This is a genomic window from Aequorivita echinoideorum, assembly GCF_018476645.1.
GTDB classification, from domain to species: Bacteria; Bacteroidota; Bacteroidia; order Flavobacteriales; family Flavobacteriaceae; genus Aequorivita; species Aequorivita echinoideorum.
The window spans coordinates 113,530-130,048 of the sequence record NZ_JAHCTB010000005.1 but is presented as its reverse complement, the minus strand read 5'-3'; the positions used below and the strand labels follow the sequence as shown (position 1 = coordinate 130,048).

The following is a 16,519-nucleotide window of genomic DNA, read 5'->3' as shown; positions in this document are numbered from 1 at the left end:
AAACTAAAACGAAAAAATATGTTTGGAGATTTAATGGGAATGATGGGTAAACTAAAAGAAACCCAGCAAAAAGTTGAAGCCACTAAAAAAAGAATGGATACCGTCCTGATTGACGAAGCCAGCAACGATGGGCTCTTGAAAATTACGCTCACGGCCAATAGAAAAATAAAGACAATTGAAATTGATGATAGTTTGCTTGAAGATAAAGAGCAACTGGAAGATTATCTTATTTTAACACTGAACAAAGCTATTGAAAAAGCAACAAATGTCCACGAAACCGAAGTAGCCGCAGTCGCAAAGGATGGAATGCCCGACATTCCCGGTTTGGATATGTTCAAATAATTTTCTGAAAATTTAAATACGAATTCACGGATAATTTGATACAAATTTTCGTGGATTCGTGCTTTTAAAATCTAATTATAGTTTTTCAGAACTTCCAAAAATCTCTCGTGCATTTCTTGGGTATAATCAAGATGTGTGACGATGCGCAGTTTTCCCTGCCCCATATTACTGATACGGATATTTTTTTGGGCTAGATCTTCCATAAATTTTTCATCTGAAATTCCAACAGCCAAATAGAAAATAACAATATTTGTTTCCGTTGGCTCTACTTTTTTAACGTATTCCAATTGCGCCAAAACTTCAGCAATTTCGGAAGCTCTTTTATGATCTTCTGCTAGTCTTTCCACATTATTTTCCAAAGCAAATAGTCCCGCAGCGGCCATAAATCCTATCTGCCGCATTCCACCGCCCAATACCTTCCGCACGCGCATCGCTTTTTTCATAATTTCACTTTTTCCCGCCAAAACTGTTCCCATTGGCGTTCCCAAGCCTTTGCTTAGGCAGATGGAAATAGTATCGAAAACCCGGCCGTAATCCTTTGGGCTATCTTTTTTGGCGACCAGTGCATTCATCAACCTCGCGCCGTCCAAATGCAGTCCAAGTCCGTGGGCATCACAAACGCTTCGTATTTTTTCAATTTCTGAAAAATCATAGCATGCTCCGCCCCCTTTATTGGTGGTGTTTTCCAAGCAAACAAGCGTTGTAAGCGGACTGTGGTAAAAATCTGGAGGGTTAATATTTTCCTCAACCTGCGCAGCGGTAATCATGCCGCGGTCGCCGTCAACCAACTTGCAGGAAACCCCACTATTAAAGGAAACGCCGCCGCCTTCATAATTGTAGACGTGCGCCCATTTATCGGCAATCAATTGCTCTCCGGGCTGGGTATGCATTTTTATTGCGGCTTGGTTTGCCATACTTCCCGTAGGGAAAAACAATGCGGAATCCATCCCAAAAAATTCCGCGACCCGTGCTTCCAGTCTATTTGCGGTTGGATCTTCTTTATAAACATCGTCACCCACTTCGGCGTTTATAATGGCTCGCATCATTTCTTCGCTTGGGCGGGTTACGGTATCGCTTCTTAAATCAATTTTCATTTTCTATTTTTTATTTCTGAAAAATTTCCCTTCACTTTCCAATGTTTCTATAATTTCCGAAATATTTCGATCAAGTTTCACAAGCGGTAGCGCATTGTTATACTCTGAATTTACATTTTCATACGTTGAATTATTGCCAAGATCATATTCCTTGAAAGATTTTTCAAAATCGCTATTTCCTAAATGGAATTTAAATTCTTTCCGGCAATCCTGAACCTGCATGTTTCCTGTAGGCTTCGCTTCCTGATTTTTGGGTTTATACGGTTTAACTTCTTCATTTTCAAGTTTGCTTTTCATTTCAAGTGCCTTGTCAAAAAATTTTGTGTCTGAAACGGATAAAACTTCAAAACTGCCACAATTATCAATTTTTTCAACTTGAAGTTTTTCATTTTCTTTCCAAAAAACATAAACCGAATAATACGTGGACGCGGAAGAACACATTTTCCCATCAGGCATTTTGAACATTTGGATATTGCCTTCACAAAAATCCTTTCTAATGATGTAATCTGAAATATTGCCCATTTTAAACTGGGCCACACGCTGTGCGATTTGTTCATCCACATAGGCTTCATCGTTTTGCGAAATGGCAAAAAACGAATAGAGCATCAATAAGAGAAGAAATGTTTTTTTCATAAAAAAAAAGATTTTGATTGGTTTCTAAAATCGGGAAGGGTTAAAATTAAACGAAAAATGCATTCTTCTCACGAAGTTAATGGTATTTTTGCGCCTAAACCCATTTTGAAGCAAGGCGTTCAATTTTTAACCAGCTTCAAATTTTAAAATTTCCGCATTTGCGGATATAAATTATGACCACAACAGACCAAATTAAAGACCTTAAAAGCCGGGTTGCGGCCTTGAGGCAATATCTTTGACATTGCTGCAAAGCGTGTTGAAATAACAAACGAAGAGGAAAAAACATTTGATCCCAATTTCTGGAATAACCCGCGCGAAGCCGAAGTTTTTATGAAAGAACTTCGTACCAAAAAAAAGTGGGTAACCGATTTCGAAAATTCTGAAAACTATACTGAAGAGGCTGAAATCCTGCTTGACTTTTACAAAGAGGGTGAAGGCACTCCCGAGCAAGTGGAAGCCGCTTTTGAAAAAGCGGAAACTGCTGTGGAAGCATTGGAGTTTCGAAACATGCTGGGCGAGGAAGGTGATGATATGAGTGCCGTCCTACAGATTACTGCGGGAGCCGGTGGAACTGAGAGTTGCGATTGGGCGCAAATGCTGATGCGAATGTACTTAATGTGGGCCGAAAAAAATGGTTTTAAGGTGAAGGAGCTCAACTTTCAACCCGGTGACGTTGCCGGCGTTAAAACTGTGACGCTGGAAATTGAGGGCGAATACGCTTTTGGCTGGTTAAAAAGCGAAAACGGCGTGCATCGTCTCGTGCGTATTTCTCCATTTGATAGCAACGCAAAGCGGCACACCAGTTTTGCCAGCGTTTACGTGTATCCGCTCGTGGACGACACTATAGAGATTGAAATTAATCCCGCAGATATTTCTTGGGATTTTGCCCGAAGCAGCGGTGCCGGGGGACAGAACGTGAATAAAGTTGAAACAAAGGCGATATTGACCCACCACCCTACCGGAATTGTAATCCATAATAGCGAAACCCGAAGCCAACTGGACAATCGTGAAAAAGCGATGCAGATGTTGAAATCACAGCTATATGAAATTGAATTAAGAAAACAGTTGGCGCAACGCGCTGAAATTGAGGACAGCAAACTTGCTATTGAATGGGGTTCGCAAATACGTAATTATGTGCTACATCCGTACAAACTTGTAAAGGATGTTCGCACCGGACACGAAACAGGAAATACGGACGCGATGCTGGATGGCCAAATTGATGGCTTTCTAAAAGCCTATTTAATGATGACCGGACAGAAGGAAAAGAGTGATGAATTGTAAATTGCTCATCCTAATTTTTGAAAATTATCAATGAAAGCCGCTTCCGTTAAAGAAATAAAAACCGAACTAAATCATCGTTCAACACAGGAGTTGCTGGAGCTTTGCCTTCGACTTTCAAAATTTAAGAAGGAAAATAAAGAGTTATTGACGTATCTTCTTTTTGAAGTCGAAAATGAGGAAGGTTATGTGCTTTCCATAAAAAAACTGATGGACGAACAGTTTTCAGCCATAAATTCCAAATCGTTTTTTTATGTGAAGAAAAGCGTGCGCAAAATACTTCGGGAGGTGAAAAAATACATTCGCTATTCAACAAAAAAAGAAACCGAAATTGAGTTATTGCTTTATTTTTGTGAAAAGCTTGAAGCGTTTCGCCCATCTATAAAACGAAATCAGTTGCTCAAAAATCTTTACAACAGGCAATTGGATTTTATAAAAAAAAAAATACCAACGGTCCACGAAGATTTGCAATACGATTTCAACAAAGAACTGGAATTGCTTCCGTATTTATAAATTTAAAATAATAAGAATTGATAACTTTCTACCACAATTCACGCTGCAGTAAATCCCGCGAAGCCCTAAAACTACTGGAAGAAAAGGGTGAAACAATAGAAATTGTAAAATATCTTCAAAAACCCCTAACACACGCTGAACTAAAGCAAATAATAGAACTTTTGGGTATTGAACCCATTAATCTGGTTCGCACGCAGGAAAAAGATTGGAAGGTAAACTACTCGGGCCAAAATTTAAGTGATTCGCAAATCATAGATGCAATGATTGAACACCCTAGAATGATGGAGCGCCCGATTGCGGTAAAAGGTACCAAAGCCGTAATCGGCAGGCCGCCCGAGAAGGTGCTTGATATTTTATAATTCAACCTTTTTTATTTAACAGAAAATTAGCAGAAGCCCGTTAAACCAAGGCTATTTTCGTGTGTCAAATTTGCTAAAAACTACTATGAAGTATTATTTATTGGCCCTATGCCTACTTGTATCTTCCCTAATTTCTGCCCAACAATCTGATAGAGAGATTACTGTAAAAGGAAAAATTATTGAACAGGGAACTGATTTTCCACTTGAATATGCAACAGTTTCATTTATAGATCAGCAGGGAAAAACCGTTACAGGTGGCATCACAGATCTCGATGGAAATTATTCCATTGATGTGGCTCCCGGCCGATATACTGTGCAATTTGAATTTATTTCATATAAAACCAAGCAACTTACCAATCAGAATCTTACAAAAAACACCACGCTGCCCACAATGACGTTAGCGCTGGATGCCTCAAGCTTGGATGAAGTAGTGGTGCGCGCAGAGACTACAGAGGTTCAGATAAGGCTCGACAAAAAAGTATATAATATAGGCAAGGATTTAACAGTTGGTGGGGCTACCGTGAGTGACGCCTTGAATAATGTTCCATCAGTAACGGTAGATGTGGATGGAGCCATTGCGCTTCGCGGAAATGATAACGTGCGCATTCTCATCAACGGAAAACCTTCTGCCATCGCAGGTTTCGGCTCTACCGATGCGCTTCGGCAACTTCCGGCGGATGCTATTGAACGTGTTGAAGTAATCACTTCTCCATCAGCAAGATATGATGCGGAAGGTACCGCCGGTATTTTAAATATTATTCTGAAGAAAGAAAAAACGCTGGGGTTAAACGGCTCCATAACTACGAGTATTGGTGTTCCCACAAACAGCACCGCTACGGCAAACATCAATTTACGGACTGATAAATTTAATATTTTCAATACCACGGGAATTCGCTACAGAGATGCACCCGGAAATGCATTTTTCGACAACACCTATTTTCCTTACGATAGAATTAATCCTGAAACTGGCGAGACCACAACCATCCAGCCAGAATTTGGGCGTGTCGTGGAAGACCGAAGATATGATCGATTGGATCAAGGCTTCAATACAAACTTGGGCATCGAATATTTCTTGACCGAAAAGTCTTCGCTTACCGCAAGTGCATTTTTACGTCTGGGCGATGATACGGATGTAACCACAAATAACACCTCAAATTTTCAAAATGGTAGCGTTGCGGAACAGATTACCCGAACAGAAACTGAAAGCGAGGATGATACCAGTTATCAATTTTCATTGAATTATGTGAATAATCTAGATGATAATGGCCAAAAGTTAACAGCAGATTTCCAACTTGCAAGGGACCGGGAAACCCAACTTTCATTTATTGATGAGCGCACCACTTTTCCCGCTACTGTTGTGTTGCCCGCAGAGGATATTCGGAATAAGGAAAACCAGAAAGAATACTTGGCGCAGGCAGATTATATATTGCCAATTGGCGAAGAAGCCCAATTTGAAGCAGGTTATAGAGGTAATTTTGAAAGTACAGAAACCGATTATCTCCTGCTTGAGGAAGACGGTGTCTCTGGAAACTTTATAAGAAATGATAGTCTTTCAAATATATTCACATATGATGAAAATGTGCATGCATTCTATTCGCAATATGGGAACAAACTAGGAAAGTTTTCGTTTTTATTGGGTCTTCGGCTAGAGCATACACAACTGAAAGGGCAAGTTGAAGCAGCAGATATTGCCGCAAACAATGGCTTTGATTTGGATTTTGACAGAAAATACACTGGGCTATTCCCTACCGTAAATTTAACGTATGAATTAAAGGAAAACGAAAACATCACCTTAGGTTACAACCGAAGGATTAACAGACCCCGAAATTGGTTTATCAATCCGTTTCCTTCCCGTTCCAGCGAGGCGAATGTTTTTCAAGGAAATCCAGAACTGGATCCAGCCTACTCAAACGCTTTTGACCTCGGGTATTTACGCCGATGGAAAAAACTCACATTTACTTCGTCCGTTTATTATCAGCATGAGACTGATGCTTTCGAGCGCGTTCAGGAAAGTACCGGACAGATTACCAGTAACGGGGTGCCGATTATTAGAACAATTCCCATAAATCTTTCAACGAATGATCGTTATGGTTTTGAACTGGGAATACTTTACAATCCCGCAAAATGGCTTCAACTCAATGGAAGTTTCAATTATTTTTTCTTTAAAACGGAAGGTTTCTTCAACAATATAGATTATGGAGCAGAAAATACGAGCTACTTCTCAAGATTGAGCTCCAAAATCAAATTGCCGTGGGAAATTGATTGGCAGACCAATGGTTTTTACCGTGGTCCATCAAACAATGCCCAGACTGAAAATGAGGCAATTCTTTCCGTGGATATGGCAATGAGCAAAGACATTATTGATGGAGACGCAACATTGGCACTTAATGTAAGCGACTTATTCAACAGCCGCATACGCAGATCGTTCACCAACGCTGAAACATTTACGAGCGATAATGAATTTCAATGGAGACAACGATTGGTTTCGTTGACCTTCACCTATCGATTCAACCAGCAAAAACAACGTCAACAACGCGGAAATAGAGATGGTGGAGAAGATGATGGCGAGTTTGAGGGATAGTAAAATTTTAGCTTTAAATTTTTAGTTGAAAGCAGTCAAAATAAAGTACCCGTAAACTATTCCTTTTTACTACTTTCGGAAAAATTTCACAAGACTTAATATTTACACAAAATAAAAAAGGAAGCCAAATAGCTTCCTTTTTTGATTAATATATTCAACAGAATTATTTTTTAGCTTCCAGAGCTCTCTTCTTCTCTTCGCGCTTCAATTTATATTTCTCCATCAAAGACCCACCAATCCAGTAAGGAATTATACTCACAAGAAAAATCATTAACCAGAAACCAAGGGTGATGATCACCAAAAATGCAAGAAATCCTAAATACTGTTCAAATGTAAACATAGCGTAACTGGTTTTTAATTGATGCCACAAATATAAATGGATTTTTTCAAAAAACACTATAGGAATTTCCTATTTATTCACAACAAATAAACAACTGCGCGGGTTGAACAACTTTTGGCTTTTCGTTACCTTTGCCATCAATCCTTTCAAAATTATTTTAATATGAAATATAGAATAGAAAAAGACACCATGGGCGAGGTTCAAGTCCCGGCCGATAAACTTTGGGGGGCACAGACGGAGCGTTCCAGAAACAATTTCAAAATAGGAAGCCCAGCATCTATGCCTTTAGAAATTATTTACGGTTTTGCCTATTTGAAAAAGGCTGCCGCTTATACCAACTGCGATCTCGGCGTTCTTTCAGAAGAAAAACGGGATGCCATTGCAGCTGTTTGTGATGAGATTTTGGATGGAAAGCACGATGACCAATTTCCGCTTGTAATCTGGCAAACCGGAAGTGGCACGCAAAGTAATATGAATGTAAACGAAGTGATTGCAAACCGCGCCCACCAACTGGCAGGAAAAACCATTGGCGAAGGTGATAAAACACTTCAACCGAATGACGATGTAAACAAAAGTCAATCTTCAAACGATACGTTCCCAACGGGAATGCACATAGCGGCTTATAAAAAATTGATTGAGGTTACCATCCCGGGAGTTGAAAAACTTCAAAAAACCCTTTCAGACAAAGCAGAAGAATTTAAAAATGTGGTAAAAATTGGCCGTACGCATTTTATGGATGCCACGCCACTAACCCTTGGGCAGGAATTTAGCGGTTACGCCACGCAACTTGAGTTTGGAATCAAAGCGTTAAAAAATACACTTCCACATTTATCTGAACTTGCATTGGGCGGAACTGCGGTAGGTACAGGACTTAACACACCTAAGGGTTATGATATAAAAGTAGCAGAATATATAGCGAAATTTTCTGGTCTGCCTTTTATAACAGCTGCTAACAAGTTTGAAGCGCTTGCGGCACACGATGCGTTTGTGGAATCCCACGGCGCATTGAAGCAACTTGCGGTTTCATTGAATAAAATTGCAAATGATGTACGAATGCTCGCCAGTGGTCCCCGAAGTGGAATTGGAGAAATAATAATACCCGCTAATGAACCTGGCTCATCAATTATGCCCGGTAAAGTGAACCCAACGCAATGCGAAGCGCTCACGATGGTTTGCGCACAGGTGATTGGCAACGATATGGCAATTGCTGTGGGCGGAATGCAGGGACAATTTGAATTGAATGTCTTTAAACCCGTAATGGCTGCAAATTTCCTACAGTCTGCCCAACTTATTGGTGATGCCTGCATTTCTTTCGAGGAACATTGCGCAGCAGGCATAGAGGCAAATCACGACGTTATCAAAAAGCAATTAAACAACAGTCTGATGCTTGTTACTGCCCTCAATACAAAAATTGGCTACTATAAAGCTGCTGAAATAGCAAATACAGCCCATAAAAATGGAACTACATTAAAAGAAGAAGCGGTGAACTTGGGCTACGTAACCGCTGAAGAATTTGATGAATGGGTAAAACCTGAAGATATGATTTAAAGGATTATCGATTTACGAATTTCGATTGATGATTTCCTTAACCACGAATTCACGAATATCCTACAAGGTTTTAAAACCTTGTAGGTGTTTATCTTTGAATTCGTGGTTTTTTTAGTTTCACTTTTGAAGTTTTGGCTCCTTTTTCCCATAATATTTTCGGTAACTGAAAAAGGATATAACGCTTAAAACAATTGCAAAAGCAACAATATACCAAACAAAAGTCGGGGTAACTGGCGCATTACCACTGGCGTAGGAGTGTAATCCACTCAAGTAAAAGTTTACTCCAAAATAGGTCATCATTATTGATGCGTACGAAAACATGGATAGTACATTAAAAATCCAACGGCCTCGCAATCCGGGAACCAATCTTGCGTGGATGACAAAAGCATAAATCATAATACTTATAAGCGCCCAAGTTTCTTTCGGGTCCCAACCCCAGTAGCGTCCCCAACTTTCGTTTGCCCATTGGCCTCCTAAAAAGTTTCCAATAGTCAGCATCACCAAGCCTACGGTAAGCGCCATTTCAGTAATTACGGAAAGTTCACTTATGTTAATTTCCATTCTTTTAAAATTGTTTTGGGTTGTAAAAATCATCAACAAAAGAGAAGTTGCCGCCAAGATAAGCCCCAAAGTAAATGGACCATAACTTGCCACAATTACCGCTACGTGAATCATCAACCAGTAACTGTCCAAAACGGGTTGCAGATTTGCAATCGCGGGATCCAACCAATTTTCGTGGGCAACCCACAAAATTATGGAGGCCACAAATGCCGTGGATGCAACGGTAAGATCACTTTTACGCCCAAAAGCGAGGCCGAAGAAAACCGTAGCCCAACCTACGTACACTACAGATTCATAAGCATCGCTCCAAGGTGCGTGCCCGCTTATATACCACCGAAGTGCGAGACCCAGCGTCATTAAAACAAAAAATGCCCAAATAATTATTTTGCAACTTTTGATTAAAATTCGAAGGGATTTACGATTTCTAAAAAGTTGAAAAATGATAAGAACAAACATCAATACGCCAAAAACTGCAAAATATTTATAAAGTCTATTGAAAATATCTGCTTTGTTGTAAATAGTTTCGGCTTTTAATTTGGTTTCTGAAGGCATTACATCGCTACCGTACTTTTTTTGAAAATTGGTAATGCTTTCCAAAAGTTCATCCGCTTTGGAATAATCGCCACTGCTTCTTGCTTGTTTCAGACTTTCAAAGTAAAGGGGAAGAATATTCTTGGAATAAAGCGAATCCATACCTTTTAAATTGGCGCTGGCCAATTCAGGATATGCTACCCATTTGTTATTTTCATCATTAGGAATGGGAAAAATTTTCAGAATACTTCCACTGAGCGCCGCATTCAGCAATGAAAAATTTTCGTGCGCCTTTATAAAATCCTTTTGAAATTGATTGGGCGTATTGGTTCTGGTAGCTGCGGCCAGATACGGTTCGAGTTTGTAGTTTCCCTTTTCATCAAAAAAATCCAATAGGGCAATATCATCCTGCTCTTTTGGAATGCCAGCAATCTGCCGGATACTGTCATTCTGCCATTTTAACGCAATCAATGGAACTTCAACCCACAATCGTGGAAATTCAGTCATGGAGATAAAAACCTGGTTGGCATCCAAACCTTCGTAGCTATCGCTTCGGCTTATTTTTCTTAATAATTCGCTGGCAAAGGTGTTTACTGGTTTCATTCGCCCATTATCCTGTATAATAAGATGGCCAAATTTAGCCGCGTGTTCCTTGCTCACCACATTTGCCTTGATAAGCGAATCTATTTGCTGTTTCGTTGCAGATGTATGGGTTGATGATGGCGAATGTTGTGCGAATCCACTAAAACCAAATAGTACCAAAGCAACTGTAAGCATTTTCGCCTTTTTCTTTTTGATTTTTTCCAGCATTTCTTCCAGTTTCCCAAAGCGGCTGTGCTTGCTGAAGAGAATTGCCATCAATCCAAAATAGAGTAAAAAATAACCCAAATAGGTTATCCAAGTTCCTGCGCGGTCGTGGTTTACTGATAAAATAGTACCCTGCTCGTCTGGATCAAAACCAGCCTGAAAAAAACGAAACCCTTGGTGGTCCAATACATTATTCATAAAAATTTCAGCATCAAAATGCTCATTTTCAGAATCGTTTACGGTTACTTTACTTTTAAAGGAAGCATAGCCTTTTTCAGTCCCAGGATATTTTGTTGCGATAAAATCATTCAAGGTAAGGCTGAACGGAAGTTCAATTTTTTCGGAACCATAGCTTAAATACACCTTCAATCCAGCAATTTCCACCTCTGTAGGGTCTGGAAATGTTCCTTTTCCACCTATAAGTTCCACGGTTTTGGTTTCATCTTTTGAAGAAACTTCCAGCGTAAGGGCATTTTGGTTTGCAGCTTCGCCCTCTTCAATTTTAACGGGACCAAATTTCCCCTTTACAACTGGTTCAGGAATTACAAAGGCAATACCAGCCAACTGATATTGCGAACGCAGCATCAAGGTTTGCAAACTATCGCGGTAAAAAGGTTTCCTGAATTGCTGTGCGAGTTCCTGCACATTTTCCATATCCAGATTATTCTGGTCTACCCCCGCATTCCTAAGCTCGCTCATATTCATAAAACTGCCTTCAAAGGGTGCGGTAATGGTGTAATCTCCATCTTCCGTATAGGTAATATTTATAGCACCCTCAGTAGGTTTATTCACGGCAAACAGGATGTTGTGCACATTGCTTATTTCACCCAACTTTATCCAGTGCTCGTGGCGTTCTCCCCCACCCGACTCTACAATTTTCAAATATTCCTCGCCATCTTCAGTCTCAATAAGACCCTCTTTGGCACCTTTCATAAAATCCTTGTACTTGATGGTAACGGGCTGACCGTTATAATCGGTTTCAATGGAAAAATCATTGTCCAAACGTTCTGACAGTCTCAATTTTTTTGGTTTCAACTTACGCCTTTGCGCAACGCCTTCAATTTCAAAATCGCCATCAATAAATGTGGTCAAATATGTTTGTTCAGATAAAATTGAATTCTCCGTTTTGCCTTCCCGAATGTGCATAACGCCTTCATAACCAATGTATCGCGTAACAAATGCGCCAATTATTATGAAAATAAAAGCCAAGTGAAGCAATAGCGAAGCCCACATTTTGCGCTTGTGAAGGTTGTAGCGAAAAATATTTCCAATGAAATTGACAACAAAAAGCCCCATAATTGCCTCAAACCACCACGCATTGTAAATAAGTTCGCGGGTGTAATCTGTTGGCGGTGTTTCAGCAGAGGCGTCAAGAAAGGTTCCAGCGGCCATTGCGGCGGCAAAAACTAGAAATAAAACGGCGGTTAAACGAGTGGAGAAAAGAACTGCGGCAAGCTTTTTTTGCATTACAGGGAATTTTGGCGCAAATTTAGGCATTTTAATGCGTTTTTTATTCATAAACTCTTGCGTAATTTAGCCAGATGATTGAAGTTGTTTTTTTAGGTTTTGGAAACGTAAACCAACATTTGTGCAAGGCTTTTCTGCAATGCGAAAATGTTACGGTGAAACAAATATTCAATCGGAATTTTATAAAATCTGAACCTCCCTTTGAAAATATTCCGTTTGTGGAGAAAATGACAACAATTGAAACGGCAGATGTTTACATTATTGGAATCCCGGATGATGCCATTGCCGATTTTTCCGAAAAACTGCCATTTCAAAATAAATTGGTGGTTCACACCTCCGGTGGTGTACATATAAACACAATTTCAGAAAAAAATAGGCGCGGTGTTTTCTATCCATTGCAAACATTCTCAAAGCAACGGCAAATGGATTTTAAAACTGTTCCCATTTGCTTGGAGGCCGAAAAGGATTCAGACCTAAAATTGCTTCAACAATTGGCAGGTTATATCTCCAATACAGTTGTTGAAATTTCTTCTGAAAAAAGAGCAAAACTGCATCTCGCGGCAGTTTTCGTAAATAATTTTACCAATTATCTCTACCGAATTGGCAATGAAATTTTAGCCGAAGAAAATTTGCCCTTCAATTTGCTGAAACCCTTAATTTTAGAGACTTCTGAAAAAATTCAAAATTTAGACCCGAGGGAAGCGCAGACCGGTCCCGCAGCCAGAAACGATTTAAAAACCATTGAAAAACATCTACATTTGCTCACGAACGGAGAACATAAAAAACTCTACGAACTCTTTACAAACCAACTAAAATCAAACGATGGAAAAAAGCTATAAAGAATATTTAAAGCACATTACAACCTTTATTTTTGATGTTGACGGAGTGCTGACGGATGGAAATATGTTGGTAAATACCGAAGGTGAAATGTTCCGCTCCATGAACGTAAAGGACGGGTACGCCATGAAACTTGCCATTGAAAAAGGCTATAAAATCTGCATAATTTCTGGCGGTACCAATGAAGGCGTTCGCGTAAGACTGCAAAATTTGGGTGTTGGGGATATCTATCTTGGTTCCCACAAAAAGATTGAGAAATATCACGAAATCCTAAAAAAACATAACATAAACGCCGCCGAAATACTCTACATGGGCGATGATATGCCAGATATTCCCGTGATGCAGGAAATAGGCCTGCCCACTTGCCCGCAGGATGCCGTGCCACAAGTAAAAGCGGTTTCAAAGTATGTTTCCCACAAAAAAGGCGGGCGCGGTTGCGTGCGCGATGTTATAGAACAAGTGCTGAAAGTTCAGGGAAAATGGGATATTACTGGCGGTCCTTCATCAAAATTGGATTAAAAAACCACGTGAATTACCTTAAATTAATCCGGTACCAGAATTTACTGCTTATAGCTTTGGTTCAAATTTTCATTAAGTATGGACTTTTCAATCCTTTTGGTGCGCATACAATTTTAAATGACTTTGGATTTATACTACTATTGGTTGCAACTCTCTGTATTGCCGCCGGCGGAAATATTATAAATGATATATATGATGTTGCGATTGATAGAATCAATAAGCCGGAAAAGCTGCTGATAGGAAAGAAAATTTCAGAAAAAAGCGCGTTTCGTTTCTATATCCTGCTTAATATGCTGGGTGTTGGCATTGGTTTCTATCTCTCAAATGCAATTGGTCGGCCAGCATTCTCAGCGATGTTTATCATTTTTTCGGCTTTGCTTTATTTGTACGCTTCCTATTTAAAAGGAATTCTTCTGATTGATAATATTCTTATTTCGGCACTGGTGGCAATGAGCTTGCTTATAGTTCCCGTTTTTGATATTCTTCCCGTGATAAATGCCGGAAACCGGCCATTGCAAATTGGAATTTTTAAAATTGTTTGGCATTACACACTCTTTGCATTTTTAATCAATTTTATTCGGGAAATAGTAAAGGATATTCAGGACATCAATGGAGATAAAAATGGGAATCTAAATACGTTGCCCATTGCCATTGGCAGAAAGCGTACCAACGGTATCGTCTTTATTCTCGGGGTATTGGCAATATTCGGCAGTGTGTTTTATACGTACAATTTTTTATACAACCATACTTTTTTAATGCTCTATTTTTTATTTTTTGTAATTGCGCCCCTGCTCTATTTTTGTTATGCGGTATGGGATGCGAAAACAAAAAAAAACTATGCATTGCTTTCAAATTTGCTCAAAATCATTATGTTATTGGGAATGTGCTCCATTCCATTATTCCAATTTATGTTGAATTAAAAAGGAAAAATTAAAATCAGAAACAAACGTATGCTTCGCGAAAAACTTAAAGATTACAATATCATCCTCGCTTCGGGTTCGCCCCGCAGACAGGCATTTTTTAAGGAGTTGGACATTGACTTCGCAATCAATGTGAAGGAAGTAAACGAGGTTTTTTCGGAACAATTGAAACGCACACAAATAACGGATTATCTCTCCCAGCTTAAAGCTTCGGCCTTTTCAAATTTGAATGAAAATGATATTTTGATTACAAGTGATACCATTGTTTGGCATAATCAAAAAGCACTCGGAAAGCCAAAAAATGCTGAGGAAGCTAAAGAAATGCTTCAAAATTTGAGCGGGCAAATGCACGAAGTTATAACCTCAGTTTGTTTTACTTCAAAGAATTTCCAAAAAACCGTGCACGATGTAACCCAAGTTTGGTTCAAAAAATTGACCGATGCAGAAATTGACTATTATATAAACAATTACAAACCCTTTGACAAAGCCGGCAGCTATGGCATTCAGGAATGGATTGGGTACATAGGAATCGAAAAAATTGAAGGGTGTTATTTTAATGTGATGGGGCTGCCCACCCGACTTGTTTACAAAACGTTAACCGAAATTGCCAAGCGTTGATTTTTTGGTACTTTTACGCTTAATTCTTCAAAAAATGAGTTTTCATTCTTTATTCTTTTCGTTTTTTATTTCTATATTTTTTATAGGCTGCAATTCTTCGGAAGAAAAAAAGTTGGATTCAAAAAACACCGATAATTATTCTTCGGAAAACAGTAAACCGCGCACAATTTCAAAAGAATTTAAAGAATATTGGTACAGCGGAAAGGCTGAAATAACTTCATATAATTTAACGCAGGAACGCTATGGTGAACTTCGCGAAGGGACTGCGGTCACCATATTTGTAACGGAAGATTTTCTACCGGAAGCGCAAGTAAAGGCAGATAATGCTACGGAAAATACTATTTCGGTCCTAAAACTGAACAGCACCAAAAAATTTATTACGGGTATTTACCCGTATTCAATTATGACTAGCACATTCAATCCCATAGCAACTGCAAACCACGCTTTAAAGGTGAGCAATTCGGTTCAGGAATGGTGCGGCCACGTGTATATGCAGCTCAATAACAGGGCAAATTTTGAGGTAATGTCCCATTCCTACTTTGCCAAGGAGGCAGATGAAAATTTTAAGCTGAAGAAAACCTGGCTGGAAAACGAAATCTGGAACTTGGTACGCATCAACCCCGCGGAATTGCCCACCGGCGATGTGATGGTAATTCCCTCTTTTGAATATTTGCGCCTGCACCATAAAGATATTTCAGAGCACAATGCTTTTGCAAGCGTAAAACAAGGCGATTCCTTGACCTCATACACCCTAAATTATCCAGATCTGCAACGGCAGTTGACACTATTTTTCAGAAATGTCTTTCCATATGAAATAGAAAAGTGGGAAGAAGTGAATGCCGCACACCCCAGCGACACCACAAGATTAATCACCACCGCAACTAAAATAAAGCGGATGCGAACGGATTACTGGAATAAAAACAAAAGCGAACATACAACCCTGCGGGATACCCTTGGATTAAAATAAAGTCATAAATGGAATTTCACATTAGTCAGCATTACGTGCAACTCATAGAATCTGTAGTACTCCTAATTATTTTGCTCATTTTAAGATTAATATTGAACAAAGGAGTAAAAAGTTATGCCAAAAAAATTGAAAGATTGGAGCACCGTACAGGTCTTATCCTGAAACACGTGGATTTTGCAACCATTTTTCTCATCATTTTTGGGCTCATACTTATTTGGGGTGTGGAATTTAAGGATCTGGGCGTGGTTATGTCTTCCGTTTTTGCGGTTATCGGCATCGGCTTTTTTGCGCAGTGGTCTATTTTGAGCAATGTGACCAGTGGGGTGATTATGTTTTTTACGTTTCCCTACAAAATTGGCGATTATATAAAAATCCACGATAAGGAAGCTCCCTGTGAAGGTATTATTGAAGATATTAAAACCTTCCACATAATTCTGCATACCCAAAACAATGAAATTGTTACCTACCCAAACAGTATGATGCTCCAAAAAGGGGTAAGCATTGTTAAGGCGGAAGATTTTTATGAGCACCAAGAAACGGATAAAAATCTGGAAAAGCTTCCCGAAGATTAAGATTATAAATGGGTATCTTTGGATTGATTTCA

At 39.4% G+C, this 16,519-nt stretch carries 16 protein-coding genes; 12 read left to right on the top strand and 4 right to left on the bottom strand.

Annotated elements, in window-relative coordinates:
• Positions 1-18 precede the first annotated feature (18 nt).
• The gene (locus tag KIV10_RS12050) at positions 19-342 is read left to right on the top strand and encodes a YbaB/EbfC family nucleoid-associated protein (RefSeq protein WP_214114082.1); all 324 of its coding nucleotides are present in this window, start codon (positions 19-21) and stop codon (positions 340-342) included.
• Between the two features lie 71 nt (positions 343-413).
• On the opposite strand, the gene KIV10_RS12045 is transcribed toward KIV10_RS12050, so the two are convergent.
• Together KIV10_RS12045 and KIV10_RS12040 are read right to left on the bottom strand one after the other, a co-directional pair.
• Positions 414-1,436 (bottom strand): threonine aldolase family protein, encoded by a 1,023-nt coding sequence (locus KIV10_RS12045; RefSeq protein WP_214114081.1) that lies wholly within the window; start codon positions 1,434-1,436, stop codon positions 414-416.
• 3 nt (positions 1,437-1,439) lie between these two features.
• Positions 1,440-2,069, bottom strand: a complete 630-nt coding sequence (locus KIV10_RS12040) for a hypothetical protein (protein ID WP_214114079.1) — start codon at positions 2,067-2,069, stop codon at positions 1,440-1,442.
• A gap of 173 nt (positions 2,070-2,242) precedes the next feature.
• Between KIV10_RS12040 and prfB the strand changes: the two genes are divergently transcribed.
• The 4 genes from prfB to KIV10_RS12020 all read left to right on the top strand — a co-directional run bounded on the left by prfB (position 2,243) and on the right by KIV10_RS12020 (position 6,800).
• A protein-coding gene (gene prfB, locus KIV10_RS12035; protein ID WP_214114078.1) for a peptide chain release factor 2 occupies positions 2,243-3,350 on the top strand; the annotation gives its coding sequence in 2 pieces (ribosomal slippage) (positions 2,243-2,305 and positions 2,307-3,350; 1,107 coding nt in all).
• A 30-nt stretch (positions 3,351-3,380) separates the two neighbouring features.
• A complete protein-coding gene (locus tag KIV10_RS12030) occupies positions 3,381-3,860 on the top strand; it encodes a hypothetical protein (protein ID WP_214114076.1) in 480 nt (159 codons plus the stop codon).
• 17 nt (positions 3,861-3,877) lie between these two features.
• On the top strand, positions 3,878-4,219 hold the full coding sequence (arsC, locus tag KIV10_RS12025) for an arsenate reductase (glutaredoxin) (protein ID WP_214114075.1): 342 nt from the start codon (positions 3,878-3,880) through the stop codon (positions 4,217-4,219).
• Between the two features lie 85 nt (positions 4,220-4,304).
• The gene (locus KIV10_RS12020) at positions 4,305-6,800 is read left to right on the top strand and encodes an outer membrane beta-barrel family protein (RefSeq protein WP_214114074.1); all 2,496 of its coding nucleotides are present in this window, start codon (positions 4,305-4,307) and stop codon (positions 6,798-6,800) included.
• 163 nt (positions 6,801-6,963) lie between these two features.
• Here KIV10_RS12020 and KIV10_RS12015 read toward each other — a convergent pair whose 3' ends face one another.
• Positions 6,964-7,140, bottom strand: coding sequence for a hypothetical protein (locus tag KIV10_RS12015; RefSeq protein WP_214114072.1), 177 nt, complete (start codon positions 7,138-7,140; stop codon positions 6,964-6,966).
• 162 nt (positions 7,141-7,302) lie between these two features.
• Between KIV10_RS12015 and fumC the strand changes: the two genes are divergently transcribed.
• A complete protein-coding gene (fumC, locus tag KIV10_RS12010) occupies positions 7,303-8,688 on the top strand; it encodes a class II fumarate hydratase (protein WP_214114070.1) in 1,386 nt (461 codons plus the stop codon).
• A 117-nt stretch (positions 8,689-8,805) separates the two neighbouring features.
• Here the strand turns inward: fumC and ccsA are convergent, their stop codons facing one another.
• Positions 8,806-12,054 carry a cytochrome c biogenesis protein CcsA gene (ccsA, locus tag KIV10_RS12005; RefSeq protein ID WP_214114068.1) on the bottom strand — a complete coding sequence of 1,083 codons (3,249 nt, stop codon included), beginning with the start codon at positions 12,052-12,054 and terminating at the stop codon, positions 8,806-8,808.
• A gap of 74 nt (positions 12,055-12,128) precedes the next feature.
• Here ccsA and KIV10_RS12000 point away from each other — a divergent pair, with 74 nt between their 5' ends.
• The 6 genes from KIV10_RS12000 to KIV10_RS11975 all read left to right on the top strand — a co-directional run bounded on the left by KIV10_RS12000 (position 12,129) and on the right by KIV10_RS11975 (position 16,487).
• Positions 12,129-12,893 (top strand): Rossmann-like and DUF2520 domain-containing protein, encoded by a 765-nt coding sequence (locus KIV10_RS12000; RefSeq protein ID WP_214114060.1) that lies wholly within the window; start codon positions 12,129-12,131, stop codon positions 12,891-12,893.
• On the top strand, positions 12,877-13,410 hold the full coding sequence (locus tag KIV10_RS11995; RefSeq protein ID WP_214114058.1) for a KdsC family phosphatase: 534 nt from the start codon (positions 12,877-12,879) through the stop codon (positions 13,408-13,410). The genes KIV10_RS12000 and KIV10_RS11995 overlap by 17 nt, the downstream gene beginning before the upstream one ends.
• 8 nt (positions 13,411-13,418) lie before the next feature.
• Positions 13,419-14,330, top strand: a complete 912-nt coding sequence (locus tag KIV10_RS11990) for a geranylgeranylglycerol-phosphate geranylgeranyltransferase (protein ID WP_214114056.1) — start codon at positions 13,419-13,421, stop codon at positions 14,328-14,330.
• A gap of 30 nt (positions 14,331-14,360) precedes the next feature.
• Entirely contained in the window at positions 14,361-14,948 is a 588-nt protein-coding gene (locus tag KIV10_RS11985; protein WP_214114054.1) for a Maf-like protein, read from the top strand.
• A gap of 112 nt (positions 14,949-15,060) precedes the next feature.
• Entirely contained in the window at positions 15,061-15,915 is an 855-nt protein-coding gene (locus KIV10_RS11980; RefSeq protein WP_246516292.1) for a septum formation inhibitor Maf, read from the top strand.
• A gap of 8 nt (positions 15,916-15,923) precedes the next feature.
• Positions 15,924-16,487 carry a mechanosensitive ion channel domain-containing protein gene (locus tag KIV10_RS11975; protein WP_214114051.1) on the top strand — a complete coding sequence of 188 codons (564 nt, stop codon included), beginning with the start codon at positions 15,924-15,926 and terminating at the stop codon, positions 16,485-16,487.
• Positions 16,488-16,519: the final 32 nt, after the last annotated feature.

Excerpts from the sequence above, each read along its gene's own strand:
- KIV10_RS12050 (WP_214114082.1), top strand. The coding sequence starts at position 19 with ATGTTTGGAGATTTAATGGGAATGATGGGTAAACTAAAAGAAACCCAG.
- KIV10_RS12045 (WP_214114081.1), bottom strand. The coding sequence starts at position 1,436 with ATGAAAATTGATTTAAGAAGCGATACCGTAACCCGCCCAAGCGAAGAA.
- KIV10_RS12040 (WP_214114079.1), bottom strand. The coding sequence starts at position 2,069 with ATGAAAAAAACATTTCTTCTCTTATTGATGCTCTATTCGTTTTTTGCC.
- KIV10_RS12030 (WP_214114076.1), top strand. The coding sequence starts at position 3,381 with ATGAAAGCCGCTTCCGTTAAAGAAATAAAAACCGAACTAAATCATCGT.
- KIV10_RS12020 (WP_214114074.1), top strand. The coding sequence starts at position 4,305 with ATGAAGTATTATTTATTGGCCCTATGCCTACTTGTATCTTCCCTAATT.
- KIV10_RS12015 (WP_214114072.1), bottom strand. The coding sequence starts at position 7,140 with ATGTTTACATTTGAACAGTATTTAGGATTTCTTGCATTTTTGGTGATC.
- fumC (WP_214114070.1), top strand. The coding sequence starts at position 7,303 with ATGAAATATAGAATAGAAAAAGACACCATGGGCGAGGTTCAAGTCCCG.
- ccsA (WP_214114068.1), bottom strand. The coding sequence starts at position 12,054 with ATGCAAAAAAAGCTTGCCGCAGTTCTTTTCTCCACTCGTTTAACCGCC.
- KIV10_RS12000 (WP_214114060.1), top strand. The coding sequence starts at position 12,129 with ATGATTGAAGTTGTTTTTTTAGGTTTTGGAAACGTAAACCAACATTTG.
- KIV10_RS11995 (WP_214114058.1), top strand. The coding sequence starts at position 12,877 with ATGGAAAAAAGCTATAAAGAATATTTAAAGCACATTACAACCTTTATT.
- KIV10_RS11985 (WP_214114054.1), top strand. The coding sequence starts at position 14,361 with ATGCTTCGCGAAAAACTTAAAGATTACAATATCATCCTCGCTTCGGGT.
- KIV10_RS11975 (WP_214114051.1), top strand. The coding sequence starts at position 15,924 with ATGGAATTTCACATTAGTCAGCATTACGTGCAACTCATAGAATCTGTA.